At 69.5% G+C, this 26,832-nt stretch carries 23 protein-coding genes; 16 read left to right on the top strand and 7 right to left on the bottom strand.

The window, feature by feature from the left end; genetic code table 11:
* The first annotated feature begins 83 nt into the window (after nt 1–83).
* Nucleotides 84–1,535, top strand: coding sequence for a surface lipoprotein assembly modifier (locus G5A46_RS19520; RefSeq protein ID WP_204318821.1), 1,452 nt, complete (start codon nt 84–86; stop codon nt 1,533–1,535).
* 330 nt (nt 1,536–1,865) lie between these two features.
* On the opposite strand, the gene G5A46_RS19515 is transcribed toward G5A46_RS19520, so the two are convergent.
* Both G5A46_RS19515 and G5A46_RS19510 read right to left on the bottom strand, forming a co-directional pair.
* On the bottom strand, nt 1,866–2,930 hold the full coding sequence (locus G5A46_RS19515; RefSeq protein WP_163852316.1) for a hypothetical protein: 1,065 nt from the start codon (nt 2,928–2,930) through the stop codon (nt 1,866–1,868).
* Between the two features lie 13 nt (nt 2,931–2,943).
* The gene (locus G5A46_RS19510; protein ID WP_163852314.1) at nt 2,944–4,110 is read right to left on the bottom strand and encodes a nucleotide sugar dehydrogenase; all 1,167 of its coding nucleotides are present in this window, start codon (nt 4,108–4,110) and stop codon (nt 2,944–2,946) included.
* A gap of 317 nt (nt 4,111–4,427) precedes the next feature.
* On the opposite strand from G5A46_RS19510, the gene G5A46_RS19505 reads away from it, so the two are divergent.
* The 12 genes from G5A46_RS19505 (at nt 4,428) to G5A46_RS19450 (ending at nt 18,609) form a co-directional block, all read left to right on the top strand.
* Nucleotides 4,428–5,210: a hypothetical protein gene (locus G5A46_RS19505; protein WP_163852306.1), complete on the top strand. Its 783-nt coding sequence runs from the start codon at nt 4,428–4,430 to the stop codon at nt 5,208–5,210.
* A 1-nt stretch (nt 5,211) separates the two neighbouring features.
* Nucleotides 5,212–5,454: a hypothetical protein gene (locus tag G5A46_RS19500; protein WP_163852304.1), complete on the top strand. Its 243-nt coding sequence runs from the start codon at nt 5,212–5,214 to the stop codon at nt 5,452–5,454.
* A 444-nt stretch (nt 5,455–5,898) separates the two neighbouring features.
* On the top strand, nt 5,899–7,251 hold the full coding sequence (locus G5A46_RS19495) for a polysaccharide biosynthesis/export family protein (RefSeq protein ID WP_163852302.1): 1,353 nt from the start codon (nt 5,899–5,901) through the stop codon (nt 7,249–7,251).
* A gap of 289 nt (nt 7,252–7,540) precedes the next feature.
* Nucleotides 7,541–8,155 (top strand): response regulator transcription factor, encoded by a 615-nt coding sequence (locus G5A46_RS19490; RefSeq protein WP_163852300.1) that lies wholly within the window; start codon nt 7,541–7,543, stop codon nt 8,153–8,155.
* A gap of 242 nt (nt 8,156–8,397) precedes the next feature.
* The gene (locus G5A46_RS19485; RefSeq protein ID WP_163852298.1) at nt 8,398–8,907 is read left to right on the top strand and encodes a putative pterin-binding protein; all 510 of its coding nucleotides are present in this window, start codon (nt 8,398–8,400) and stop codon (nt 8,905–8,907) included.
* Nucleotides 8,908–8,967: 60 nt separating this feature from the next.
* Nucleotides 8,968–11,775: a PAS domain-containing hybrid sensor histidine kinase/response regulator gene (locus G5A46_RS19480; RefSeq protein WP_163852296.1), complete on the top strand. Its 2,808-nt coding sequence runs from the start codon at nt 8,968–8,970 to the stop codon at nt 11,773–11,775.
* Nucleotides 11,776–12,574: 799 nt separating this feature from the next.
* Nucleotides 12,575–12,721 (top strand): hypothetical protein, encoded by a 147-nt coding sequence (locus G5A46_RS19475; protein WP_163852294.1) that lies wholly within the window; start codon nt 12,575–12,577, stop codon nt 12,719–12,721.
* A gap of 4 nt (nt 12,722–12,725) precedes the next feature.
* Nucleotides 12,726–13,691 carry a glycosyltransferase family 2 protein gene (locus G5A46_RS19470; protein WP_163852292.1) on the top strand — a complete coding sequence of 322 codons (966 nt, stop codon included), beginning with the start codon at nt 12,726–12,728 and terminating at the stop codon, nt 13,689–13,691.
* Nucleotides 13,692–13,725: 34 nt separating this feature from the next.
* A complete protein-coding gene (locus G5A46_RS19465) occupies nt 13,726–14,760 on the top strand; it encodes a glycosyltransferase family 2 protein (protein WP_163852290.1) in 1,035 nt (344 codons plus the stop codon).
* A complete protein-coding gene (locus G5A46_RS19460) occupies nt 14,760–15,812 on the top strand; it encodes a glycosyltransferase family 4 protein (RefSeq protein ID WP_163852289.1) in 1,053 nt (350 codons plus the stop codon). The genes G5A46_RS19465 and G5A46_RS19460 overlap by 1 nt, the downstream gene beginning before the upstream one ends.
* A gap of 629 nt (nt 15,813–16,441) precedes the next feature.
* Nucleotides 16,442–16,747 (top strand): helix-turn-helix domain-containing protein, encoded by a 306-nt coding sequence (locus tag G5A46_RS19455; RefSeq protein ID WP_163852286.1) that lies wholly within the window; start codon nt 16,442–16,444, stop codon nt 16,745–16,747.
* A gap of 77 nt (nt 16,748–16,824) precedes the next feature.
* Entirely contained in the window at nt 16,825–18,609 is a 1,785-nt protein-coding gene (locus tag G5A46_RS19450) for a hypothetical protein (RefSeq protein WP_163852284.1), read from the top strand.
* A 205-nt stretch (nt 18,610–18,814) separates the two neighbouring features.
* On the opposite strand, the gene G5A46_RS19445 is transcribed toward G5A46_RS19450, so the two are convergent.
* The 4 genes from G5A46_RS19445 to G5A46_RS19430 form a co-directional block, all read right to left on the bottom strand.
* A complete protein-coding gene (locus G5A46_RS19445) occupies nt 18,815–20,122 on the bottom strand; it encodes an HlyD family type I secretion periplasmic adaptor subunit (protein WP_163852283.1) in 1,308 nt (435 codons plus the stop codon).
* A gap of 96 nt (nt 20,123–20,218) precedes the next feature.
* Nucleotides 20,219–21,997 (bottom strand): type I secretion system permease/ATPase, encoded by a 1,779-nt coding sequence (locus tag G5A46_RS19440; protein ID WP_163852281.1) that lies wholly within the window; start codon nt 21,995–21,997, stop codon nt 20,219–20,221.
* A 140-nt stretch (nt 21,998–22,137) separates the two neighbouring features.
* The gene (locus tag G5A46_RS19435) at nt 22,138–22,707 is read right to left on the bottom strand and encodes a hypothetical protein (RefSeq protein WP_163852279.1); all 570 of its coding nucleotides are present in this window, start codon (nt 22,705–22,707) and stop codon (nt 22,138–22,140) included.
* Nucleotides 22,708–22,717: 10 nt separating this feature from the next.
* A complete protein-coding gene (locus tag G5A46_RS19430; RefSeq protein WP_163852277.1) occupies nt 22,718–22,912 on the bottom strand; it encodes a DUF6447 family protein in 195 nt (64 codons plus the stop codon).
* Nucleotides 22,913–22,985: 73 nt separating this feature from the next.
* Between G5A46_RS19430 and G5A46_RS19425 the strand changes: the two genes are divergently transcribed.
* Nucleotides 22,986–24,431 carry a tetratricopeptide repeat-containing sulfotransferase family protein gene (locus G5A46_RS19425; RefSeq protein ID WP_163852275.1) on the top strand — a complete coding sequence of 482 codons (1,446 nt, stop codon included), beginning with the start codon at nt 22,986–22,988 and terminating at the stop codon, nt 24,429–24,431.
* Nucleotides 24,432–24,521: 90 nt separating this feature from the next.
* On the opposite strand, the gene G5A46_RS19420 is transcribed toward G5A46_RS19425, so the two are convergent.
* A complete protein-coding gene (locus G5A46_RS19420; RefSeq protein ID WP_163852273.1) occupies nt 24,522–25,508 on the bottom strand; it encodes a glycosyltransferase family 2 protein in 987 nt (328 codons plus the stop codon).
* A gap of 146 nt (nt 25,509–25,654) precedes the next feature.
* On the opposite strand from G5A46_RS19420, the gene G5A46_RS19415 reads away from it, so the two are divergent.
* On the top strand, nt 25,655–26,437 hold the full coding sequence (locus tag G5A46_RS19415) for a sugar phosphate nucleotidyltransferase (RefSeq protein WP_163852271.1): 783 nt from the start codon (nt 25,655–25,657) through the stop codon (nt 26,435–26,437).
* On the top strand, nt 26,422–26,832 hold a 411-nt coding region (locus G5A46_RS19410; protein WP_163852269.1), incomplete at its 3' end, for an NAD-dependent epimerase/dehydratase family protein. The genes G5A46_RS19415 and G5A46_RS19410, both read left to right, overlap by 16 nt.

Genomic DNA, 26,832 nt, shown 5'->3' with positions numbered 1-26,832 from the left:
TGCGAGACACGGCCCGCCCCGCGCGACCCCACTTGCAGCGGACCCCGGTCGGAGGCAGCGCCGTCCGGGGTCCTGCAACCGCGTTGGCGGCAGTCGCCTGGCTGCTGCTGGCGCTGCCCCTGCCGCTTCTGGCGGCGGGGGCGCAGGACACGATGATCGACAGGGCCTCCGAAACGGGAGCGGGGGCCGCCGCGACCATGGCCACCATCGCCGGCACCGCGCCTGCGGGCCGGGCCCCGGCGGCATTGCGCGGCACGCCCGGCCACGGGCCCGAAACGAAGACGAAGACGGGGGCGGAGGCCGCCGCGGTGCTGGCCCGGGCGGAGGCGCAGATCAACGCCGGATCTCCCGCCACCGCCATCGCCGCGCTTCAGGCCCTGGGCCCCAGGTCCGACCGCGCCACGGAGCTGCGCCGCCTCTGGGCCCTGGCCGTGGCCCATGTCCGGGCCGGCCGGCCCCGCGCCGCGCTGCCCCAGCTGGAGCGTCTGGTCTCCCTGGCGCCGGGCAATGCGACCTACCGGCTGGAACTGGCCACGGCGTTGGAACGCGCGGGGCAGGAGGCGCGCGCGCGCTATCATTTCGACCTGTCGCGCGGTGCCGACCTGCCCGCCGCGCTGGCACAGGAGGTCGACCGGCGGATCGACCGTATCGACCGCGCCCGCACCTGGGAGGGGCGGTTCCGCATCGCCCTGGCCCCCGAAAGCAACGCCGCCCGCCGCACCGCCGCCGAGACGGTGACCCTGGGGTCTTTGCCGTTCCGCCTGAACCCCGCCGCCCGGGCCCGCCCCGCGCAGGGCCTCGACCTGGGTCTGGGGGTGACCGCGCTGCCCCGGCTGTCCCCGGATCTGCGCCTGCGCCTGGGGTTGGACCTGGATGCGCGGATCTATGACGGCGGCGCCCCCGACGACCTGCGGCTGCGCGGCGAGCTGGGGCTGCTGCACCTGGGCGATCGCCGCCACCGGCTGGGCGGCGGGCTGCTGCTGGACCGACGCTGGATCGATGGCGCGCCCTATTCCCGGTCGGCGGGGGGCTACCTGACCTGGGGCCGGGCGCTGGACGCGGCCGGGCGCAGCGACCTGTCGCTGACCCTGCTGCGGGATCGCATCCATCATGACGGCGCGCCGGGGCGGGATTTCACCCGCTCCCTGGCGGCGCTGCGTCTGACCCGCGTGGTGACGCCGCGCCTGCAACTGCGCGCCGGGCTGCGGCTGGAACATCGCGACAGCGCCACCGGATCGGAGGCCGGACAGGGCGGCGGGATCACCCTGGGCGGGCAATATGCCTTTCGCGGCGGGCTGCTGGCGGATCTGGAGCTGGACTTCGCCCGGATGGACCGCGACGCGGCCGACGCCTTTTTCGGCATCCGGCGCCGCGACCGGACCGGCACCCTGACCCTGCGCCTGACCCATCGCGACTGGACATTGGCGGGCTTTGCCCCGGTGCTGGAGGTGCAGGCGGAACGGCAACGCTCCTCCAACGCGATCTACAGTTTCGACAACCGCCGCGCCTCCCTGGGCCTGACCCGCCGGTTCTGAAGGCGGCGCGGGACGGGCGGCGCCCCCCACCATCCACACCGGAAAGGTCGCGATGTCCGTGCCGGCGGCATCGGCCAGGTCCGGCGCACCGGGGCGGGCGGGGCGGGGGCAGCCGTTCCGCCGGGCCGCATCCGGCGGGCCTGGGGGGTGGCCCGGAGAACATGCGCCCACGCCGTGCACAGCCAGCCTCGGGCACAGTCTCCCCCGATCTGCCGCGGAACATCCCGGCCCCGGTGCGCGCGCGCCACCCGTCGGAACGGCCGCAGGGTGGGGGCGCTCCCTGGTCCCGTTGCCGCTGGCCCGACGCTTCGGGCCGGGCGGTGCGTCGGATCAGCCCGGTGTGATCCTGTCCGATGCCCCGCCAAGCCGGGCGCGCCAGGCCTGTTCCGGGGGCGACAGGGGGACCGGATCGGGCAGGGGATCGGGGCGGAGGGACGTCGCCTCCGCCGCCGCCTCCCTGCCGGGCGGTTGCGCCTGCGCCTGGCGCCGCATGCGCAGGGCGTGCAACCATTTGCGCAAGCCCCGGCGGCGGGTTGTATGCGCCACCTGGGCCAACCGGGCCTCCACCGTGCCGATCCGCTGCTCAAGATTGTCGGACCCGGCGGTGAGCCGGGCATCGAAGCGCCGGGCCAGATCGGCCCGATCCGGCCCCGGATCGGCGGCAAAGGCGGTGCGAAACGCCTCCGTGACCGCCGCCGGGCCGGGCGCCTGGGCCACCAGCGCGATCCGGGGGCTGACCCCGTGCAGCACGTCGCCCAGCGTCACGGGGCGGTGGGCCAGGGTCTGGTCTCCCTCCCACCGCAGCAGGCGCAGCCGGACCAGCCCGGCCGCCCGCAGCGCCGCCTGCGCGTCCCGCAGGGACAGCCGCAGCGGTGGCGCGTCCGCCGCCTCGGGATTGGGTCCGCCCAGCAGCAGGATCCCGCCGGGCCGCAACGCCGCCGCAAAGCCGGCAATCCGCGCCGCCGCGCGCCCTGCCGGGTCACGCGCCAGCAGGTCCAGATCACTGATCACCGCCAGGCCGGCCCCGGCCTCGGGATCACCGCCCGGCCCGGCCCCGCCAGCTGTCACGTCACCTGTCCCGCCAACTGTCACGGCATCCGTCGGGCTGCCCGTCAGGCCCTCCCCCCCGGTCGACCTGCCGGCGGCCTCGCCGGAGGGGGGCGCCGTGGTCACCAGCAATCCGGCCTCTTCCATCAGGCGCGCCCAGGCCCCCGTGCCGCCGCTGCCGTCCCAGGCCCGGGCCTGCGGGTCCAGCTGCGCCCAGGGGACGACCAGGGACAGGTAGCATCGCTGCCGCCGCGCCTCATCCGCGTGAAGCCACAGCGGATCGTCCGCCGCTCCGGCGGTTATCCGGGCGGATTGTCCTGCGGCGCGCTCATCGGAACCCTGCGTCATCTCCCGCCCCCGCTCAATCCGCGCCGAAGAGGTCACGGGTGAAGACCTTGTCGGCGACATCGGTCAGATCCGGGGTGCGGCGGTTGGCCACGATCACGTCGGCCTCCGCCTTGAACGCCTCCAGGTCACGGATCACGCGGGAATTGTAGAAAAGGTCCTCCGCCAGGGCGGGCTCGTAGACCGTCACCTCGATCCCCTTGGCCTTCAGCCGTTTCATGATCCCCTGGATGGAACTCTGCCGGAAATTGTCCGACCCGGCCTTCATCACCAGCCGGTGGATCCCCACCACCCGTGGCCGCAGCGCCATGATCCGTTCGGCGATGAAATCCTTGCGGGTGGTGTTGGCGTCGACGATGGCGCGGATCAGGTTCTGCGGCACCTCGGTGTAATTGGCCAGCAACTGGCGGGTGTCCTTGGGCAGGCAATAGCCGCCGTAGCCGAAGGAGGGGTTGTTGTAATGATCGCCGATCCGGGGGTCGTGACCGATGCCCTCGATGATGGCGCGGCTGTCCATGCCGTTGTCCAGCGCGTAGCTGTCGAGTTCGTTGAAATAGGCCACCCGCATGGCGAGATAGGTATTGGCGAAAAGCTTGATCGCCTCCGCCTCGTCAGGTCCGGTGAACAGCTGCGGCACGTCGGTTCGGATCGCGCCCGCCGCCAGCAGCCGGGCAAAGGTCCGGGCGCGGGGGCTGTCCTCGCCCACCACGATGCGGGAGGGGTGCAGGTTGTCGTAAAGCGCCTTGCCCTCGCGCAGGAATTCCGGGCTGAAGATGATGTTGGAACAGCCCAGCCGGGCATTCAACGCCCGGGTATAGCCCACCGGGATGGTCGATTTGATCACGATGGTCGCGGCGGGGGCCAGGCGCTGCACATCGGCCACCACCGCCTCCACCGAGCGGGTGTCGAACTGGTTGGTGATGGGGTCGTAATTCGTCGGCGTGGAGACAATGACGTAATCCGCTCCCGCATAGGCCTGCGCCGGGTCGGTGGTGGCGGTCAGGGACAGGGATCGGTTGGCCAGGTAATCCTCGATCTCGGGATCGGCGATCGGACTTTGCCGGGCATTGACCTGCGCCACCCGTTCGGCCGACAGGTCCAGGGCCGTGACCTCGTTTTCCTGGGCCAGCAATACCGCGTTGCTCAACCCGACATAGCCGATCCCGGCCACGGCGATCCTCATGAGGCCCGTCCTTTCCCTTGCAGCGGCCCGGCGGCCCAGGATGGCGGCCCGGCCAGTTCCGCCACTGTTAGCAGCCCGGGCCGCGATCTCAACCTTTCCGTCCTCCGGCACGGCGGCCTCGGGAGGTTCGGGTAATTTCAACCCGTCTGTCCGGATTTTCACCATTCCTTCATTCCTTGTGGGGATGAAGGCACAGGTGTGGCCCCAGAGGTGCACCCGCGCGCCGTCGGGGGTCACACGTCTTGCGGGAAAACGGTGCATGATGCAGTGTGGCGTCAGTTAAATTTTGGCAATCCGGACAAGGGTGCAGGATCCAGATGTTTGAGAAACTTGGGAAATTCAGTGCAGTCGCCGCGCTTTCGGCCGCGGCTCTGACGGCCGGGGCGACAGCGCCCCTGGCCCAGGCCGCGAAACCGTCGGCCAGCGTGACGATGTTCGGCGCCGACACGGCCTTCATCCTGCCGCATGGCAGCATCTTCATGGGCGCCACGGCGACCGATCCGCGCGGCGGCGTTTCCGGCGCCGGAACCGACGGGGACCTGTCCTTCGGGGCCGGCTTCGGCAACCCGATCGACGCGGTCGGGCTGGAAGTGGACGTCAACGTCACCAGCCTGTCGGATGATTTCGGCGATTCCGGCAGCCTGACACTGAAAGTGGCGCGCGCGCTGCTGTTGCAACCCAACCACGTGATCTTCGGCTCTGTCGCCGCGTCCAACCTGGGCGCCTGGGGCGATGACAAGGCCTCGGACGAGCGTTGGAACGTCGCCGTCTCCGGCCTGACCCAGATCGAGGGGCCGGCGCTGGTGCATCCGGTGATGTGGACCGTGGGCTACGGCTCCGATTCCGTGCTCAGCACGCCCGGGTCCTCCCTGACCGAGGACGGGCTGTTTGCCGGGGTCGGCATCGGCGTGACCCGTCACCTGGGCGTCGCCATCTCCGGGACGGAGAACCAGCTGAACGCCGGGATCGGCGTCACGGTGCCCGGCGTCGACGGGCTGAGCGTGTCCTACGGCGTGAACGACATCACCGACAACATGAACCGCAAGCAGCAGATGCTTTCCGTCAGCTACACCCTGACGGATGTCTTTGGAGGACGCTGACATGACCAGAACTTCCCTGATCCCGGCCCTTGGGGCCAGCCTGGCCCTGATGGCCGCACCCGCCCTGGCCGGCGGCGTGTCCCAGCCCAACAATTCCGGCAGCGCGCCGTCCGCGAGCGCAGCAGCCGTGACCATCGTGACCATCGTGACCGGTGGCGACACTGGTGGTGGCAGCGTCGGCGGCGGCGCCGTGAACGGCCTTCCGGACCTGGGCGCCAGTGTGATCGCCCTTTATGGCGGCTAGGCCACCTTCGGCAGCCAGCCCGGCTGCCTGAATCCTGAAGGCCGGGGCGGCCGCATCCGGCGCGGCCCGGCCACAGCCAACCAGACGCGGCGCCCCTTGGCGGCGCCGGCGCCGCAGCGCACGGCTCTCGCCCTCCGGCCCGGCCGGGGAAATCGCGGCGGTATTGTGGGCTTTTGGGCACGGCTGCCAGGAAAACCGGGCACCGGGCCGATCGATCGTTTATCCGGCCCCGCCAATTCTGGCACATCTGGGGCGATTGTTACGAGATTTGTGAACCGGAGCCCGACATGGCGCGCAGAACGCCGCTGCGGGATCCTCCGAGAGGGACGCGGGAATGCTGACGGCAGGGCAGGAGCATAGATCTCCGCAGGGGCGCCCCCTGTGTCGCCATGCGTCATCCGTCCGCCGACCCGCCGCGCCCCCCTGCCAGAAGGTATTCCGCCCATGCGTCTGATCCGCTTTGTCCCGCCGTTGCTGCTGGCCCTGTCCGGCTGTGGCATCGTCTATCACAGCCCCTCGGTCCCGACCTCCAGCGCCGACGGATCTCTGAGTGTCGTCGACATGGACGCCGCCTCGGTGCAGCAGGCCAATGCCACCCCCTACGTGCCGCGCCCGCTGCCCGCGATCTTCAGCCAGACGGGCGGCACCGGCACGGGGATGCGCGGCGCGGGCCCGGTGCCCGATCCGGTGCTGGACCGGCGCCAGAAACCCATGGGCCTGACCACCCGCCTGCCGCCCGCGCCCCAGCCGGAGGCCTATCGCATCGGCGTCGGCGACGAGGTTCTGCTGGCCACGCCGCAGGTCGGATCCACCGTCGAACAGCTGACCGGGCTGCTGGCCGCGCAGAACGCGCGCCAAGGCTATACCGTGCAGGACGACGGCGCGATCGCCATTCCCAATGTCGGCCGGGTGCAGATCTCCGGCATGACCCTGGAAGAAGCGGAGGCGGAGCTGTTCCAGCGCCTGGTCGAAAACCAGATCGACCCGTCCTTCAGCCTGGAAATCGCCGATTTCAACTCGCGCAAGGTGTCGATCGGCGGCGCCGTGGCCCAGCCCGCCGTGGCCCCGGTCACGCTGACGCCGCTGTACCTGGACGCGGCCCTGGCCGCCGCCGGGGGCGTCACGGTGGAGGACATGGATTACGCCTCCGTGCGGATCTACCGCGATGGCGGGCTGTACCAGGTGCCGCTGACCCGGCTTTACGGCGATGCCAGCCTGCCCAAGATCCAGCTGGTCGATGGCGACAGCGTCTTTGTCGACACCGCCTATGACCTGGACCTGGCACAGGCCTATTTCGCCGAACAGATCCAGCTGGCCCAGTTCCGCCAGGCCTCCCGCATCGCCTCCCTCAACGAGCTGAATTCCGAGGTCGCCCTGCGCCGTGGCGAGCTGGAGGAGGCCCGCGCCAACTTCCGCACCCGGCTGGAGCTGGAATCGGTGGACCGCGATTACGTCTACCTCAGCGGCGAGGTGAAGACCCAGACCCGCTATCCGCTGCCGTTCGGCAATACCGCGACGCTGGCCGATGCGCTGTTTTCCTCCGGCGGGATCGAGACGACCACCGGCAACCTGCGCCAGATCTACGTGATCCGGGGCAGCGAGATGCCGGGTGATCCCACGGTCACCGCCTGGCGGCTGGACGCGGCCAATGCCACCAACATGCTGCTGGCCACCCGGTTCGAACTGCGCCCGAACGACATCGTCTTCGTGGCCGAACAGCCGGTGACGCGCTGGAACCGCGTGATCCAGCAGATCACGCCGTCGCTGATCAACGCCTCGGTCGCCGCGGTCGACTGACCCCGGCCAGGCAGGCGCAGGCCAGATAGGCAGATCGACGGGGCCGGGGATCTTCTCCGGCCCCTTTGCGTGCCAGGCATGGCTCGCAGACATGAGCCCCGGACACGGAAACCCGACACGGAGCCCGGCACCGCACCCGACACGGGATGAACCGCGGGGTCGGAGGCGGGGCGGCTCATGCGGGCCGGAGATGGGGCCAGATACAGGCGTGACGCCATGGGCCTGCCCGCTTTTTGTCGTGCATCGGACGCATTCCCGGACTACGAGTAACAAAAATCAGGAGACGACGATGCGGGTACTGATCGCCGATGATCATGATCTGCTGCGCGACACGCTGGTCATGTTCCTGCAGGCGCAAGGCGATATCGAAACCAGCACTGCGGCGGACCTGGACGGCGCGCGCAGGCTGATCGAGGCCGAACCTCCCTTTGACCTGGTGCTGCTGGACCTGAACATGCCCGGCATGAACGGGCTGGACGGGCTGAAACAGGTGCTGGACCTGGACGATGGCCCCCGGGTCGCGCTGCTGTCCGGGCAGGCCACCCGGGAGACCGCCGAAAAGGCGCTGGAGGCCGGCGCCGCCGGCTTCGTGCCCAAGACGCTGTCGGCGAAATCCATGATCGCGGCGGTGAAATTCATGGCCATGGGGGAGCAATACGCGCCCATCGACTTCATGACCGCGGCGGAGGAAACCCCCGCCCACCCCCTGGCGGAAAAGCTGACCCCGCGGGAGCTTCAGGTGCTCAAGGGGCTGACGGAGGGCAAGTCCAACAAGGAAATCGCCCGCGATCTGGATATCACCGAACCGACGATCAAGCTGCACATGAAGACGCTCTATCGCAAGCTGGAGGCCTCCAACCGCACCCAGGCCGCCCTGATCGCGCGCGAGGCCGGCCTGTTCTGATCCCGGTCCGGGGCCGTCTCCGCCAGGCGCTGGCCCCCCCGGTTCCTGAACACCGCTCCTTTGGTCATCGGCCCCCTGGCCGTGGGCGGACCTCGCCCCGCCGTGACCCGCGCCCTTCCGCGAGGGCGTCCCGGCCCCCGTCCTATCCGTTCGGGTAGGCTCCCCCACCCGATACCCAGTTGGGCCGGCGGGCGTTTTCGTGGCATTCCTTGGGTCAAACGCGATCCAAGAGGACTCCGCCGATGTTCCGTCTTCCAGTTCCCATGGCCGCTGTCCTTGCGGTCTGCCTTGCGGCCCCTCTCCATGCGGGGGATCTTCCCACGCCGGAGGGGGCCGTCCTTCTTACCGTCACCGGTGCCATCGACCGCACCAATGCAGAAGGCGCGGCACTCTTCGACCTGGAGATGCTGGAAGAGTTCGGCGGCACGGAGATCACCACCACCACCATCTGGACCGAAGGCGAAAAGCAGTTCGAAGGCGTCTCCCTGCATCGGCTGATCGACGAGCTGGGGATCGAGGCCGAGACGCTGAAAGCCACGGCAATCAACGACTACGCCGTTGAAATCCCGATTGAAGACGCCGTCGAAGGCGGGCCGATCCTGGCCTACCGGATGAACGGCGACACGATGTCGGTGCGCGACAAGGGGCCGCTGTGGATCGTCTATCCCTATGACAGCAACGCGGCCTATCGATCGGAAGTAATCTATTCGCGCAGCATCTGGCAACTCGACCGCATCGAAGCGGTGGAGTAAGTCGTGGTCCCGAGGGGGCGCGGCCGATCCCCGGCCACCGCCCGCCGAGGGGAACCCGCGATGTCGACGAACAGCACCCGTGTCCGCCGCAGAATACTGCTGTCCTTCCTGCTGGGCGCCCTCGGGATGGGCGCCCTTGCCTTTCTGGGCGCCAATGTGGCGCGGGACCTGCGGCTGCTGAATTCGGCCAGTTCCGACAACGTGCAATGGACCCTGTCCCAGGCAGAGGTGGAATTCCTGGAATTCCGCTCCTTCATCAACGAGGTGGAGGACACCGCCGGGCTGAATACGCTGCGCCGGGAATACGACATCTTCTACAGCCGGGTCAGCACCCTGCGGCAGGCCTCCATCTACGAGGATCTGCGCGGCGTGCCGCAATTCTCGCGCAACCTGCAAATCGTGCTATCCTTTCTCGACCGCAGCGTGCCGCTGATCGACAGTCCCGACCCGGCGCTGCTGGCCGCGCTGCCGGAGCTGGCGGCGCGCACCGATCTGGTGCGTCCGCATGTGCGCGCGCTGTCCAACTCGGGGCTGGAGTTCTTTGCCCGCGACAGCGATGCCCGGCGCGAGCGGATTTCCGTCACCCTGTTGCAGATGGCCGGCGGGGTGATCTTTCTGGTGCTGACGCTGCTGCTGCTGGCGCTGTATCTCAGCCGGCTCAACGCGCTGAACATCCGTCGCCGGACCGAGGCGATCGAAGCCGGACGCCGGATGAACACCGTGACCGGCACCGCCCTGGACGCGGTGATCGTCAGCGATGCGCGCGGGCATATCCTGGATTTCAACGCCGCCGCCGAACAGATCTTCGGCCATGCCGCGCGCGATGCGATCGGCCGTGACCTGGGCGACCTGATCATCCCCGACCACCTGCGCGCCGACCATGACGCGGGGATGCGCCGCATCCGCGCCGGAGAGCCCCCTCGCGTCGTCGGCAAGGGCCGCGTCCGGCTGGAGGCCATGCGCGCCAATGGCGAGGTCTTCCCGGTGGAATTCGCCGTGCAATCCGCCCAGACGGCGGAAGGGGAGATCTTCATCGCCTTCCTGCGCGACATCTCCCACCGCATCCGCGCGGAGCAGGAGCTGGTCAAGGCCCGCGACCGCGCGCTGGCCGGGGAAAAGGCCAAGACCGAGTTCCTGGCCACCATGAGCCACGAGATCCGCACCCCGCTGAACGGGCTTCTGGGCAACCTGTCGCTGTTGCAGGATACCCCGCTCAGCGCGCAGCAGGAGCGGTATGTCGGGCATATGATCACCTCTGGAAAGCTGTTGATGCGCCATGTCTCGGACGTTCTGGACATCACCAAGTACGACGCCGGGAAATTGCAGCTGGACCCGGTGCCGATGCGGGTCAGCCGGCTGTTGCAGGACATCGTCGACAACCAGGGCGGCGCCGCCTCGGCCAATGACACGATCCTGACCTGGGCCTGGGAGGGCAGCTCCAACGACTGGATCCTGGCCGATCGCGACCGGCTGCAACACATCCTGATGAACGTGATCGGCAACGCGGTGAAGTTCACCCATGGTGGCCGGGTGGAAATCCGCGCCATGCTGCATGCGCCCGGGCTGGTCGGCGACCGGTCAGAGCTGGAAGTGCGGGTCAGCGACACCGGCATCGGCATGACCGCCGAACTTCAGGGCCGTATCTTCGACGATTTCACCACCGGCGACACGTCCTATGACCGGCAGGTCGGCGGCACCGGGCTGGGGCTGGGGATCGCGCAGCGCTTTGCCCGCGCCTTTGGCGGGCGCATCGACGTGGACAGCGCGCCGGGTCGGGGCAGCACCTTCCGGGTGCGCCTGCCCGTCGATCCCGCCCCCGCGCAATCGGCCATCCCCGCAGAGACGGCCGCCCCGCACAGTGCCGTGGCGGAGACCGGATCAGCGACGCCGGCCCCGGTCCGGCCCTGTCACATCCTCCTGGTCGAGGACAACGAGATCAACCGCGTCGTCGCGCGGGAGATGCTGGGCCGTGCCGGGCACCGCGTGACGGAGGCCCATGACGGCCAGCAGGCGGTCGACGTGACCCGCGACCAGCGCTTCGACCTGATCCTGATGGACATCAGCATGCCGGTGCTGGACGGGCGCGGCGCGACCCGCGCGATCCGGGCGGGGCAGGGGCCCTGTGCCGGGGTGCCGATCATCGCCCTGACCGCCAATGTCCTGGCGGAGGAACAGGCCGCCTTTCTCACCGACGGGATGAACGACATCCTGACCAAGCCGCTCTCGCGGGAGGCGCTGGCGCGGATGCTGGCCACGCATCTCGGCCCCGACCGCGTGCCGGAGGAGGGCGAGGAGGAGACCCCGGAGACCGCACGGGGGGTCAAGGCGGACACGGGTCCGGCAGCGGCAGGCGGGCAGCCCGCCGCGCAGGGGCCGGGGGGGGGAGACCGGTCTGAAACGGGCGCGCGCCCGGATCCGGCCTCCCCGGTGGCGGCCGGCGACGGCCCGACGACGGCAGAGGAAGGCGCATCGCCAGAGGCAGAGGCAGAGGACCATCCCGATGCCCCGCCCCTTGTCGATCCGCGCCACATGACCGAATTGCACGAGACCCTGGGCGCCGCCCCCCTTCAGGGCCTGTTGGCGCGCTTCGCCGGGGAGACCGAAGACCTGCTGGCCTATCTCTCTCCCGACCCCGACGCCGGGAACGCGCCCGATCCGCTGAGCGACCTGGTGGAAACCGCCGCGCGCACCCACCGGGTCGCGGGAATGGCCGCCACCCTGGGCGCCGCGCGGTTCCGCGCCGCCTGTCTGCAAGTGGAAGCCGCCGCGCGCCGCAACCAGCCCGATGCCCTGCAACAGGGCATCGCCGCCCTGCCGGCCAGCTGGGCCGCCACCCACACGGCCCTGTCCCGCGCCATCAGCACCTGACCGGCAGGGCCTCCGCGCGCCCGCCGCTTCGGCGCAAGGCCCGGCCGGGTCCGGCGCGGCGATCTTCCCGCCACCGCCCCCAGCGAGGCGCCCCTCAGGGAGACGGCGAGAGGGGGGAGACGCCCAAAGGGTGAGCAGAGGGACAGCCGGACTGGCACCACAGCTCGGACCACAGGCGCGCCCAAGGCCGCATGCGGGCGGGCGCCGCCCCGGCCGCTCCCCTCGATGGGCAGGATCGCGACACCGGGCGCAGCGCCGGCCGGTCCCTGGGCTGCACGGCTGAGCCGCCGACCTCCGCAAACACCGCCCGCAAGCATCGCCTGCAAACATCTCCCGCAGGTCTGGCCGCGCGTTCTTCGCCACGCGGCACCCGGCCCGTCATGCCGCGCTGTTCCGGTCGCCGTTTCGCCCTCCTCGGCCGCCCCTCGGGCCGGTGTTCTCGCCGGCGGCGCCGCTTCGGGGGCTGTCCTGGCCGGGGCACCGGCCCTTTTCCCGCCCCGCCTGTCACCCCGCCGACCCGCATCCCCGTCACCTGCCATTCTGTCACCTGGCACCCTGTCACCTGGCACCCCGGCGCCCTGTCGCGGCACCCCTGTCGCCCCGCCCGATCCCGCCAACCCGGCCCCTTGCCGACGCCCTGTTCCGCGTCAAGACCCCGCCGCGGGGGGAAAATTCCCCCTGACCTATCCGTCGGGGTAGGGGACGGCGCGCTTGTCCTGTGCCCCCCTCCCGTGGCGTCCGGGACGGGGCGGGCGGGGGCGATTAGACAGGTGGTGTCCCAACGAAGGAGCGCCACGACATGTCTTCCTCCCTGACCCTCTCCTCGGTCCTGCCGCTGCTGCTGTTGGCGACACTTCTCCTTGTTCCGGCGGCGGGATTTTCCCTCTCCCGCCGCCGGGCACCCCTGCTTGCCCGCGCCGGATCCGGCTCCCGTCAGAAGGATTGATCCCATGACCGATGCTGCCCACATCACCCCCGAGACCCGGACCGCCCCGCCCCCCGCCGTCACCATCGTCCTGCCCTGCGGCAATGACGCCGAGACGATCCTCGACACGCTGGAAAGCCTCAGCCTGCAGACCTTCACCGATTGGGAGGCGATCTGCGTCGATGACGGCGCCACCGACGGGACGCCGGTCCTGATCGCCACCGCCGCCCAGCACGACCCCCGCATCCGGCTGCTGCGCAACCCCGGCCAGGGCCTGGCCATGGCGCGCAACAGCGCCGGGCTGGACCATGCCCGCGGCGGCCTTGTCGCCTTCTGCGCGCCGGGCGACCTGTGGCAGGCGGACAAGCTGGCCCGCCTGGTGCAGATCCTGGCCGACCCCGCGATCGACGCCGCCTATGGCCGGGTCGGGCTGTTCGCCCACACCCCCGCCGATACGCGCGGCCATTCCCCGGTGGCCGGGGGCGACCTGACCATCGACCGGCTGCTGGGCGACAATCCCGTCTGCTCCCTGTCCAACCTGACCCTGCGCCGGGAGGTTCTGGCCCGAAGCTACGGGTTCGACACCACCATCCCCGGCGGCGGCGACCTGGAATGGATGGTCCGTCTGGTCGGTGGCGGCGCCCGCGTGGTCGGCGACGCGGCGCTGCACGGCTGGTGCCGCGCCTGCGCCGACGACCTGGCCGCCACGCCGGACAACAGCAACGAGAACCGCCGCCGCGCGATCGAGACCGCCGCCTGTTTCGGCGTCACCCCCAGCCTGCGCAGCCGGGCCCGCCATCGCCGCCACCTGGCCCATCGCGCGCACCGCCTGGGCCTGGGCCGGGCGGTGACCCTGCACCACGCGGTGATCGGGATGCTGTGCAGCCCGGTCGGGTTCCTCGGCCCGCTACGGCCTCCCGCGCCGGGGGCGATTCCGGCCCGGCGTCCGCGCCCTGGACGGGCGGGGTCGTCGGCCTGCCTGTCGTCCTGACCCCCCTGGTTTTCCGCCTGAAAGTCCGCCTGTCATGACCTTTGCCTCGATCATTCTGCCCGCCTGCAACGCCCAGGACCTGCTGCCTGAAACCCTGGCTGCCCTGCTGGCGCAGAGCTGGCCGGATTACGAGATCCTCGTGGTCGACGACGGCTCCTCCGATGCAACGGCGCGGATCGCCCGCAGCCATGCCGCCGACCTCCGGATCCGTGTCCTGCGCCAGGCCAATCGCGGGCTGGCGGGCGCGCGCAACAGCGGCATCGCCGCCGCGCGGGGCGCCTATGTCGGGTTCTGCGACGCCGGTGACCTGTGGCACCCCGAGAAACTGGCCCGCCATATCGCCCACCTGGAGGCCAACCCCCGCATCGGGGTCAGCTTCGCCGGGGCGACCCTGATCGCCCCCGCCGCCCGGCTGACCGGCGGGGCGCGGCGGCCGCGCCTGACCGGCCTCACCGCCGCCACCATGCTGCGCCACCCCCCGATCAGCGCCGGGTCCGGCCCGGTGCTGCGCCGCGCGGTGCTGGACGAGATCGCCCACCGCCCCCGCCAGGATCCCGACCGCACCTGGTATTTCGACGAAACCTTCCGCCAGCCCGAGGACACCGAGGGCTGGCTGCGCATCGCCCTGACCACCGGCTGGCAGTTCGAGGGCCTCCCCGGCCGGCTGACCCGTGTCCGGACCCCCGCCGGCGCCCCGACCAACGCCCCCGCCGGGGACGCTGCCGGAGAGGCCGATCGCCAGTTGGCCGCCTGGGATCGCATGGTGGCCAAGCTGACACCGTTGAACCCCGCGTTCTTCGCCGCCCATGCCCCGGCGGCGCGGGCCTATCGGATGCGCACGCTGTGCCGGGACGCGATCCGGCGCGCCGATCCCCCCGCGGCCCGCAACTGGGCCCGCCGCTGGCTGGCCACCTCGCGCCGGCCACTGATAGAGGCGCCGGCCAGCTCTGCGCTGACCCTGGCGGGAGCGGCCGCGCTCAGCCTTTGCGGCGGGCGTTGCGCGGGCGCCGCGATGCAGAGGCTGACCGGGCTGCGGCGGCACATCTCCGGCCGGGCGGAGGCCCTCTGATGCGCGTGCTGCACCTGGTCGACGACACCACCGCCGGCGGCGTGATGCGGGTGATCGATCACCTGCTGCGCGGACGCGGAACGGGGCAGGGGGTCACCCACCACCTGCAAGTCCTGACCCGGGGCCGGCTGCTGCCTGCGCGGCTGGAGGCCGATGTCATCGTCTCGCACCTGCGGCTGGGCTGGCGCCAACTGCCGATGCTGGCGCTGATGCGGGCCCGGCAGCGGCGTCTTCCGATGGTCCATGTCGAACATCACCACACCGCCGCCTTCGTCGCCGAGAACATGCGCCACGGCGCGCGGTTCCGGGCCATGCTGCACCAATGCTATGCCCTGTTCGACCGCGTGGTCGCGGTCAGCGGGCCGCAGGCGCAATGGCTGGTGCGCAGCGGCGCGGTACGGGCCGAGGCGATCGCCACCATCCGCCCCTGCGTGGACCTGTCGGCCTTTCGCGCTCTGCCTGTCCGGCCCCCCGCTCCGGACCAGCCCGTGCCCGGCGCGCCCCGGCTGGTGATCGGCGCCATCGGGCGGCTGGACCGGCAGAAGGGCTTTGACATCCTGATCGCCGCCTTCCGCCGGCTGCCCGATCCCGGCCTGGCCCTGCATGTCTACGGGCTGGGCCCCGAACAGGCCGCCCTGCGCCAGCTGGCCGGGGGAGATCCGCGCATCCGGTTCATGGGCTTTGCCGACCCGGTGGCCGCCCAGTCGGCGGTGGACGTCGTGGCCATGCCCTCCCGCTGGGAACCCTATGGGCTGGTCGCGGTGGAAACACTGGCCGCCGGCCGCACCCTGCTGATCAACCCCGTCGACGGGCTGAGCGATCACATCCCGCTGGGCGCCCGGCCGGTCGCCGCCCCCGATGTCGATGGTTGGCACGCCGCTCTCGCCACCCTGGAGGGCACCGGAACGCCCCGCGCCGGAGACGATGCACCCCGGGGACATGCCCTGGACCTCAGACCCGGTCCCGCCCATCTCGAAGCGGCCTTCAACGCCGGATGGCGCAGGCTGTTGGCCGAGGTCGCGAAGGCCCGGTCGGAAAAATATTTAACATAACGTTGATTAGCCGATCGATCTTTTGATGAGGTGTACGCAAAGCAGGAGTGTCACCCATGCGCAAAACAGAAGTGTCACTCTGCCCTCAAAGCAAGATGAAGACGGTGGCCGCTGCGCATGTGCTTGCGCGACAAGTCGGCACACGGCTGACCTTTTCCTAGATCGCCGTCGGATCATCCTGGCCGAGACGGAGCTGAGCCGTGCCCTGCCCGGCTGCACTTGCGACAGCGCCAGGGGCACTTCTACCTTGCAGGACAAGCGAGATTTCAACTTGGCTGCAACACGTTGCCCCTTGGGAAAGATCACGAAAACAGCATCTTGCCGCAGGGTTAATCAAAATTTTCCGATCCGACCATAGGCCTGCGGGTGGAGAAATGGCAAAAGGGTGTTACACGTCAAACGAGAATTCTGCTGTGAAAGAAACATCTGAAGATGCAACCCCTGACGGCGCGGAACCCATGCGGGACAGCGCCCGACCGCCGAAACGGAACCGTAAAACCGGCGGGGCGGCGCCATCCAGAATTGCCAGCCGGGGCGCGGTGCTATATAGTGGAGCACTGAACACACCTTCCGACCCGCCTGACCGGAAGGCGCCTTCCTCTGAAGCTGCCACACGAGGACACGAAGACATGCTTGCCGAACTGCACAAGACAACGCCCGAAGAAAGCAAGGAACAGCGCGCCGCCCTTGGCCAATGGCTCAAGCAGCTGCGCGAGACCGCCGGCCTGTCGCAACGCGACCTGGCCGACCGCCTTTCGCTGGATTACTACACCTTCATCTCGCAGCTGGAGAACGGTCGCGGCAAGATTCCCGCCCATCGCTACGTCGAATGGGCCGGGGCGCTGGACCAGGATCCCCGCAGCTTCGTGAAGCGCCTGCTAAGCTATTACGAACCCTCGACTTACCGGATCCTCTTCGAAGAAGAATCCGCCTGAGCCACCCCCCGGAGGCCTGACCGGATCACCGATCCCCGGGCCAGACAGACACCCGACGCGCGGAGACAGGCCCGTCCATGGTCCAGATCGTCCAATTCCCAGGCCGGCACGGCAGCACTTCGACCGGGGATTTCCTCCAGGACGGGGGCGACACCCTGTCCTTTGACGGGGCGGGCGCGGATATCCGGCTTCCGGCGCTTGAGGCGGCGCCGCAGAATCGCCAGGTGCGGGATTGGTCGAACCAGGAACTGGCCGATCTCTTCCGGGTCAAACGGCTTCTCGATGCCGCCGGCGTCCCCAACGAGGTCGATCGCGGCCTCACCGACGAGGGGGAGCCCTGGTTCGTCTTCTGCAAGCTGGATGGCGACGTGTTCATCCACATGTGCCGGATGGACGGGGCCTACCTGCTGGACAGTCCGAACATCCGCACCCCCCTGCGCGGGCGCAATTTCAACGACCTGATCGCCGATTTTACCGGCCGCGCGCTGGACAACGACCCCGCGACCGAAGACCGCCGGGTGATCCGGCTGGAGCGCGGCGGGGCGGTCTTCCTGCATCCCTCCGCCTTGCTGGCCGCGCTGGTCTGGACGTTGTTCATCGCCTCGGACGAACTGGTTCTGCTGGCCCCCGGCGAGGACGCGGCCGCCACCCCGGATGCAGACGGGACCGCCGCCACCCTGTCGGGATTGCCGGTCGAAATCGCCGCCCGCGCCGGCCTGACAAACGAGGCGGACAGCGACCTGCTGCGCCCCACCGCCGCCGGGCTGGAAACCGACGCCCTGACCCATCGCGACGGCCAGGGCGGCAGTCAGGGCAGCATGATCTTCGGGCAGAACAGCTATGCCCTGGGGCTGAGCGCGGTAGCCATCGGCATGGGCGTCATGTCCGACAGCGCCTTCACCGACCTGCGGCTGGGCGATGCCGGGCTGGGTGACCTGCTGGCCCGGCTTTTCGACGGCGATCCCGACAGACCGGCCGGGCCGGACGGCGACGACGCCACGCAGCTGGCCGCCAGCGGCCCCGGACAGATGCTGATGCAGGCGCTGGACGACGTGATCGACCTGCTGCTGAACACGCAAGCCGACGACGCGGAGCGCATGATCGCCGCCATGACGGAGGCCGACGCGCCCGACATGACTGCCATGCTGGACACCCGCGGCTTTGCCGACAGTCTGAAATCCGCCGGGCCCGACGACATGATCGCCGATATCCCCGAAAGCGGCGCCACCCCGCGCATGGCCAAGACGGCGCTGCCGGACTGGGCCGAACCCGCGGCGCCCCGCACCACCGATCCCGCCCCTACCCGCCAGGACGCCAAGGTCGACACCGCCGCCTCCGAGAAGGCCGAGACCGTGGACCTGCCCGCCCCCGCACCGACCCTGACGATCGCCGATATCCGCAAGATCTTCAGCCTCGAGCTGAAGGAATTCAGCCTTGGCGGCCAGACCGTGCAAGCCAGTTTCGAGGTCACCGAAGACCTGCTGACGGATTACGGCCTGGTCGGCAGCACGACCGGCACCGGCACGGACAGCACCGCCTCCAACGGCCCGGACACCCTGGCCGGGACCGATACCGCCGCCCTGCCCGCGTCCGGGTCCCCCGGCGACACGATGATCGACTACCCCGCCTTCGTGAACAGCGAATTCTCCATCCAGGCGCGCGACCTGTTCCTGCACCTGCTGGCGGATGCCCAGGATGCCGATCTGGTCTTTGCCGGCAACAGCATCATGCTGCTGGACAATGACGCGTTGAACAGCGCCGCCGGGGAAACCATGAAGATGGATTGGCTGTCCGGCGACGGCAAGGTGATCTCCATCATCGGGTTCCGCTCCGATTTCGAGGATTTCCACCTCATCGCATGACACCCCGGCAGCGGCCCGGGGATTGTGGCGGATGGCGGATGGCGCGGGATCGCGCAGCGCGCGCCCGGAACATCCCCCCGGAACAGCACCGGACCCGCATCGAAAAAGGGGCCCGCGCGGCCCCTTTCGCATCCTCGCGCATTCTCCGGCCAGCGCCCCTCCCGGGCCGCCGATCTGACGGCGCGCGCGCCGGAGCGGCCCGGCGCTATTCCTCGATCAGGCTCTTGCGGATCGCGTCCATCAGCGGGGAGGCGATGTAATCCACCACCCGGCGTTCGCCCGTGGTGATGATCACGTCGGCCGGCATCCCCGGCGTCAGGCGGCCCTCGATCTCCTCGGGAACCTCGACTTTCTCCACGTCGATCCGGGCCAGGTAATAGGGGGTCTCGTTCGGGTTGTCGGGGGTGATCACATCGTTGGAGACCGATTGCACCTTGCCCAGCATGATCGGCGTCAGGCGGGTCTTGAAGGCGGTGAACCGGACCTCTGTCGCCAGGCCGGGGGTGACGCTGTCGATATCCACCGGCGAGACGCGGGCATTGATCACCAGCTGCTCGTTCTCGGGGACCAGCTCCATCAGCACGTCGCCGGGGCGTACCACGGATCCGATGGTATGCACCTTCAGATCCTGGATCGTGCCCTTGCCGGGCGACCGGATCTCGGTCCGGGACATCACGTCACCCGCGACCTTGGCCCGTTCCTGCAATTCGGTCAGTTCGGCCCGGATCTCTTCCAGCTCGTTATTGGCGCGCTCGCGGTATTCCTGCTGCACTTGCAGAGCCTGCAATTCCGTCTCGCTGATGACATTGCGGGCCTGGGCGATCTCGGAAATGATCTGGCCCAGCGTCGCCTCGATCTGGATCAGCTCGTCCTCGCGCTGGCTCAGCAGGTTCTTCTCGATCAGGCCGCGTTCGCCGCCATCGCGCATCCGGTCCAGCATCTCGGTGTAATTGGTGATCCGGCGTTCCAGCGCGGAGCGCTGCAATTCCAGCCCGTGGATCTGTTCATGGGTCTGTTCGACCCGGCTGGCCAGGATGTTGCTTTGCGATTGCATGATCGACTGCCGGTCCCGGAACAGGTCCGCCTGGTCCTCCACCGCCGCGCGCACCACATAGGTGGCCTCCGGGTCGGTCAGGTCGGGCGGGAAGTTCAGGATATCCTTCATGCCGCGCTCCGCCAGCAGGCGGACCTCGACCACGCGCGCCACGTCCAGCCGGTTGGAAATCATCTCCACGTTGGAGCGGGCCTCGACACTGGACAGCCGCAGCAGCACCTGGCCCTCCTCCACGGTGTCGGCTTCCTTGACCAGGATTTCCTCGACGATGCCGCCCTCGAAATGCTGCACCACCTTGCGGTTACTCTCCAGCGAGATCTGGCCCGAGGCGACCACGGCACTGTCCAGCCGGGCGACGGCGGCCCAGCCCCCGAAGACCCCGAACGTCAGGAAGATCACCGACATCCCCAACAGGATGACCGGACGTGTCGCGGGTTTCTTGATCGGTTTCCGGGCCATGGTGGCAGGCTCCCTGCGGGGTGGGTGGCGGAATCTCCCGCCCCGCGTGCGAATGGCGGGACGGCAAGGGATGGCGGGACGGGGCCGGGCGGCGGATCAGCCCTTGCCGCCCCCTTTCGGTGCGGCGCCCAGGGACACGACCGCGGGCTTGGTCGCGGGCTTTCCCCCCGCCACGGCGGCGGCGGGCTGCGGCGCGGCGGGGGTGGCCGCCGGCGCCTGCTGGAACATCTCGCGGGTGGGGCCGAATTTCTCCACCTGGCCGTTGACCAGCATCAGCGCCTTGTCGGACATCGCCAGCAGGTTGGTCTTGTGGGTCACCAGGATGACCGTCTTGCCCATCTTCTTCAGCGTCTGGATACAGGAGATCAGCGCCTGTTCGCCCAGGCTGTCGAGGTTGGAATTCGGTTCGTCCAGAACCACCAGGCTGGGTTCGCGATAGACGGCGCGGGCCAGGCCCACGCGCTGGCGCTGACCACCCGACAGGGAGGTGCCGCCATCGCCGGTATCGGTCTCGTAGCCCTGGGACAATTTCTGGATCATGTCATGGGCGCCCGACAGGGTCGCCGCCTTGATGATGTCCTCGTCCGCCGGCTCATCGGCAAAGCGGGAGATGTTCTCCGCCACGGAGCCGCGGAACAGCTTCACGTCCTGGGGCAGGTAGCCCAGGTGCCGGCCCAGCTGTTCGGGATCCCAGTGCCGCATCTCCGCCCCGTCCAGCCGCACCGCGCCGGAGGCGGGTTGCGTCACCCCCACCAGGTGGCGGACCAGCGTCGACTTGCCCGATCCCGACGGCCCGATCACGGCGAGGATCTCGCCCTTGGCAACAGAGAAGGACACGCCCTTCAGGACGGTGTCCCGCGTGCCCGGCACCATGGCAAAGAGGTTCTCCACCGACAGCTCGCCCTTGGGCGCCGGCATCTCGATCCGCTCCCCGTCGTCGGGGACCTGGGTGAACAGCGCATGCAGCCGCTTGTGGGCCTGGCGCGCGGCGACGAATTGCTTCCATTGGCCGACCGCCTGTTCCACCGGGGCCAGCGCACGGCCCATCACGATGGAGGCGGCGATCATGATGCCCGGCGAAATCAGCTGGTGCAGCGCCAGATAGGCGCCGGTGCCCAGGATGGCGATCTGCAACGACATGCGGACGAATTTCGACGAGGCCATGATCAGCCCGGCCCGGCCCGAGGCGCGGGCCTGGTGGTCCAGCATCGCGTCATGCTGGTTCAGCCAGCGGTCGGTCAGCTGGCGTTCCATGCCCAGGGCGCGGATGACCTCGGCGTTCTGCATGGTGGTCTGGACGAAATGCCCGGCCCCCTGTCCCGCCTGGCCGGCTTTCTGCAACTCGCTGCGGGTGGCGAATTCATTGGCCAGCGCCAGGCAGAAGATGATCACCGCGCCGCCCGTGGCCACGATGCCCAGCATCGGGTGGAACAGGAAACACAGCACCAGGAACAGCGGCACCCAGGGCGCGTCGAAGAAGGCCAGGATGCCCTGGCCCGTCATGAATTCGCGCACCTTGTCGATATCGCCCAGGGCCACGTGAGAGGTGCCGCCAGGCTGGGCCGTCTGCTGTTTCACCACCTTCTGGAAGGTCGAATTGGCCAGGGCATCGTCGAAATGCAGCCCGGCCCGTACCAGCAGCTTTGACCGGGTGTATTCCAGCAGCCCGTAGGCCAGCAGCAGGGCCAGGGCGATCGCGGAGATGGCGATGAGGGTGTATTCGTTCCGGCTCGACAGCACGCGGTCATAGATCTGCAGCATGTAGAGCGGGCCGACGAACATCAGCAGGTTCACGAAGAAGCTGAAGACGATGGTCGCGACAAAGGCGGTCCGAAATCGGGAATATGCGATCTGCAAGGAATTTTTCTGACGCATCGTCCAATCCGTTTCTGAAGGCCATGCGGTGACGAAAATACTATCACGAAATGCACGGCTTTCCTATCCAAAGCCACGGATGCTGATACAGGCTTTGCGCCCGGATGTATAGTAATTCTCCCACCCCACGGGACGTTGCGTCAGTTCAGGCGCAGATCCGCCAGCGGCGCTTCGGGGTCGATCCAGGCCGGCCAGAACGGTTCCGCCCAGCCGGCCTTGCCATATTGGCCATGCAGCACGCCCAGCCATTGCCGCAGCGCGGCCTCCCGCAGGGTCAGCGTGACAAGGGGAGCAGGGGCGGGAGCGGATTCTGCCGCGCGATCGGTTTCGGCGGGGCCGGTGAAGTCCAGCGCCAGGGCGCGCCCGGTCTCGGCGGGGCGGACGCGGACGCCATGGGCCAGGGCGCTGAACCCGGCCGGCCCGGCGGCGCCGGAGCCGGGGCCCGTCGTCACCCCCTTCTGGGGGCGGATCGCGCCGACGGCGGCAGCCTGGGTAAAGCGTTGCGCGGCCTGCGCCTGGGCGCGGGGGGCCGGCGCGGGGTCGAGGGCCGCCTGGGCCGTCAACCGTTTCAGAAGCGATGGCACCAGCCGGTTCAGCAGCCGGCGGGTCAGCCAGAGAACGCGCACCTGGTCATCCGACATCTCGACGGACAACCGCACGCGGTCCTCCGTCTCGACGTAGAAGGTGGTAAAGCGCCGGACGCTGGCCATCGCGGGGGGGTCAGCCCTCTTCGGACTTGAGCAGATCCGCCAGGTTGCGGGCATAGGCGTTGCGCGCGGTCTGGATCACGGCGGTCTCGTTGCGCAGCTCGTCCAGCTTGCGATCGCAGAACGCGACATTCTGCAGCTGGCGGCGCGAGTCGTCGGTCATGGTGTCGGTTTCGTATTCCTTGCCGTCAATGGTGATTTTTGCCATTGGGTATCCTGCCTTTTGTTGAAAATGTCTTTCCCGACCATCACTACCCAATGCCAGGGAAGGGTTCAATTGCATGTCAGCCCCGCATGATGCCAAAACCACCGACGCCATCGCCACGGCGGCCGCCTGCCTGACCCGGCGGGAATTCGAGGCCTTCGACAAGGCGCTGGACCAGGCCGCGGCACTGGCCCCGGACGACCCGGAGGTGATCCACCTGCGCGGTCTCGGCCTGTTCGAGCGCAAGCGCACCCCCGAGGCCTTCCCCCTGGTCCTGCAGGCGGCCCGCGCCCGGCCGCGCAATACCGCGATGCTGCACAACCTGGCCGCGATCCAGATCTCCCTGGGGCATTTCAAGGATGCCGAGGCGAACCTGCGGCGCGCCATCCGCCTGCAACCCGATTATGCCGAAGCCTATCACACCCTGGCCGGAATCCACCGGTTCGCCCCCGACGATCCGCTGATCCCGGCGATGGAGGAACTGGGCCGCAGCCGGCAATTCACCCCCCGCGATGCGTCCTTCCTGTGTTTCGCCCTGGCCAAGGCGCAGGATGACGCGAACCGCCCCGACCATGCCTGGCCCCTGCTGGAACAGGCCAATGCGCAGATGCCGGCGGAATACGATGCCGACGGCGAAACCCGCGACCTGGACCGCACGCTGGAGATCTGCACCGCCGATTTCCTGCACGACCGGCAGCAATACGGCCATCCCAGCCCGGCGCCGATCTTCATCGTCGGCATGCCCCGGTCCGGCACCACCCTGCTGGAAAGCCTGCTGGACGCCCATCCCCAGGTCCACGCCGCGGGCGAATTGCCGGTGATCCCGGCCATGGGCCGGGCCCTGGCGCAGCGCCACGACCTGCCCCCCGCCCGCCAGGGCCATGGCCCGACCCTGGCCCGGCTGACCCCGGCCGAACTGCACGGCAGCGGCCTGGGCTACCTGAACGCGGTGCGCGACACCTCGCGGCGCTGGTTCGACCGTTTCACCGACAAGTTGCCCGACAATGCCCTGAACCTGGGCCTGATCGCCGGGGTGCTGCCCCGGGCGCGGGTGCTGCATATCATGCGCCATCCGCTGGACGTGATGCTGTCGATCTACTTCCAGCGCTTCACCTCGGTGCCCTACGGATTCCGCCCCGCCGACATCGCCGCGCATTGGCGCAATTACCGCCGGGCCATGGCCCATTGGCGCCAGGTGCTGCCGCCGGGAATGCTGCTGGAGCTGCGCTACGAGAACCTGGTGCAGGACCGCGACTTCGCCCAGAGCCTGGTGTGGGATCACCTGGGGCTGACCGGGCAGGTCGGCCATGTCCGCGCCGCGCCCGGCGCCGCCGAACAGCGCACCGCCAGCCGCTGGCAGGTGAAACAGCCCGTCTATCAATCCTCGCGCCAGAAGTTCCGCCGCTATGCCCATCACATGGGGGCCTTCATCGACGCCCTGGGCGGCATGGCCGAGATCGACCGCATCGTCGCCCAACAAGAGGCCCGTTGCGCCCTGCGCGCCGCCGCCACCACCGGCTGAGCGGCAGCCCGCCCCGCAATCCTGTCCCGGAACCGCGCACGCCCCGGCGCCCTTGCGGCTGGCGACAAGCTGGCAAAGGGCATGCGGGCCCTACGCCTGCCCCCCAGCCCCGCCCTGGCCAGCGCCATCCCCCCGGCCATCCTCCCGACCGGCCCCCGCCCCGCCGCCAAGCGCGCGGCGCAGCTGGTCCCTGGCCCGGCCATGGGCCTGGCCCAGGATGCGCAGCACCCGGCCGCGATCCGCGCCCATGGCACAGTTGCGGAACTCGGTGATCTTCTCGATCACGGTGATGCCGGTGGCAAGCTCGGAAATCTCGTGCTCCCGCCCCCGTTCCATCAGCCGGGCCACCAGCCGCGCCTCGGCGCGGGTCAGGTGGGGAAAGAACAGGGTCAGCAGCTCTTCGCGGATCGGGGTGGCGCCGGTGCGATAGGCCTCCTGGCGCTGGCGCACATGGCTGCCGCCATGCTTGCGATAGCGCAGCAGCGGATCGGTGATATTGGCGAACCGCGCCCCGGCCACCATGCAATCGTTCCAGAACCGATGCCCCTCTCCCATGCGGACGACACGGAAATTCAGGCTGTGCGCCTGCTGGAAATCGCGGCGCATCATCACCGTGGGGGAATGGATCGCGTTGCCCGCCACCGACAGGAAATGCGCCTTGATCAGCCCGTCCTCCGCCGGCTGGATCACCGGCTTGTCCGGTTGCCCCGCCTCGAAGGTGATGTAGCTGGAGCCCAGCACATGCACCTGCGGATTGGCCTCCAGAAAGGCCAGCTGCCGGGCCAGCCGGTCGGGCATCATGATGTCATCGGCATCGACCAGGGCGACGTAATCACCGCGCGCACGGGCAAACCCCAGGTTCCGCTTGATCGGGGCCTCGCAGACGAAGGGCAGCGCGATCACCTCCAGCCGCGGATCGCCGGTGCCGCGCAGGATCTCCACCGTGCCGTCGGTCGAGGCGGAATCCACCGCCAGGAATTCGAAATCGCCAAAGCTCTGGCCGAGGACCGATTGCACCGTCTCCGCCACGAAGGCGGCGGCATTGTAGGTCGGCATGATGATGGAAATGCGGGGCATGGGTCCTCCTGCGCCGGGCGGTGCGCCGACCATTCCGACTGTGGCGCGAAAAAGCAACGGCCCGGCACGCGGATACCCGCGCAAAAGTTGCGTAACGTCAACAATGCCCCTAGACCCGGATGTGTACAGGACAGGGGACGGGGCCCGTGCAGGTTGTCATTCTTGCCGGCGGGCGTGGTACGCGGATGGCGGAGGAAACCACCGCCCGGCCCAAGCCGATGGCCGAGATCGGCGGCCGCCCGATCCTGTGGCATATCCTCATGCATTACGCCGCCCATGGCTTTGCCGACATCACCGTGGCCACCGGCCATCTGGGCGGGATCATCCACGACTGGATCGCCGGCGGCCCGGCGCGGACGGGCCTGCCCCCGCATCTGCGCCTGCGTGCCCGCGACACCGGGGCCGACACGAACACCGGCGGCCGGCTGCGCGCCCTGGCGCCGGATCTGGACGGCGCGCCCTTCCTGCTGACCTGGGGCGACGGGCTGTCGGATGTGGATCTGCGCGCCCTGGTGGCGTTTCACCACGCCCATGGGCGGCTGGCCACGGTGACCGCCGTGCGCCCCCCGCCCCGCTTCGGCCACCTGGACCTGGAGGGCGACCGCGTCGCCCGCTTCCGCGAGAAGCCGCCCCGCGCCGAGGGCTGGATCAACGGTGCCTTCTTCGTGCTGGACCCTGCCGTGCTGGACCGGGTCGACGGCCCCGACACCCTGTTCGAGGGCAGCCCCCTGCAATCCCTGGCCCGGGACGGAGAGCTGATGGCCTTTCGTCACGAGGGCTTCTGGCGCTGCATGGACACCCCCCGCGACCGGGCCGCGCTGAACCGGATCTGGGACAGCGGGCAGGCGCCCTGGCAGACCTGGCCGGCGGATGCCGCGCCGGTCCCGGCGCCACAGATCCAGGAGGGACCGACATGCATGTCCTCGTGACCGGCCACCGGGGCTATATCGGAACGGTGCTGGTGCCGCGCCTGCGGGCGGCAGGCCACGCGGTGACCGGGCTGGATTGCGACCTCTATCGCGGCTGCGACTTCGCCGGCGCAACAGGCCCCGCCGATCAGCCCGAGGCGCTGCCGCCCCTGCGCCATCTGTCCTGCGACCTGCGCGATCTGACCCCGGCGGATCTGGAGGGGATCGACGCGGTGATCCACCTGGCCGGCCTGTCCAACGATCCGCTGGGCGATCTGGATCCTGCGCTGACCCACCGGATCAACACCCTGGCCACCCTGCGGCTGGGCCGGCTGGCGCGGGCCGCGGGAGTGGCGCGGTTCCTCTTTTCCTCCAGTTGTTCGAATTACGGCGCGGCGGCGAGCGACACCTGGCTG

Source organism: Pseudooceanicola aestuarii, from assembly GCF_010614805.1.
Taxonomy (GTDB): Bacteria; Pseudomonadota; Alphaproteobacteria; order Rhodobacterales; family Rhodobacteraceae; genus Pseudooceanicola; species Pseudooceanicola aestuarii.
The sequence above is the reverse complement of the archived record's forward strand: the minus strand, read 5'-3'. Positions and strand labels throughout refer to the sequence as shown.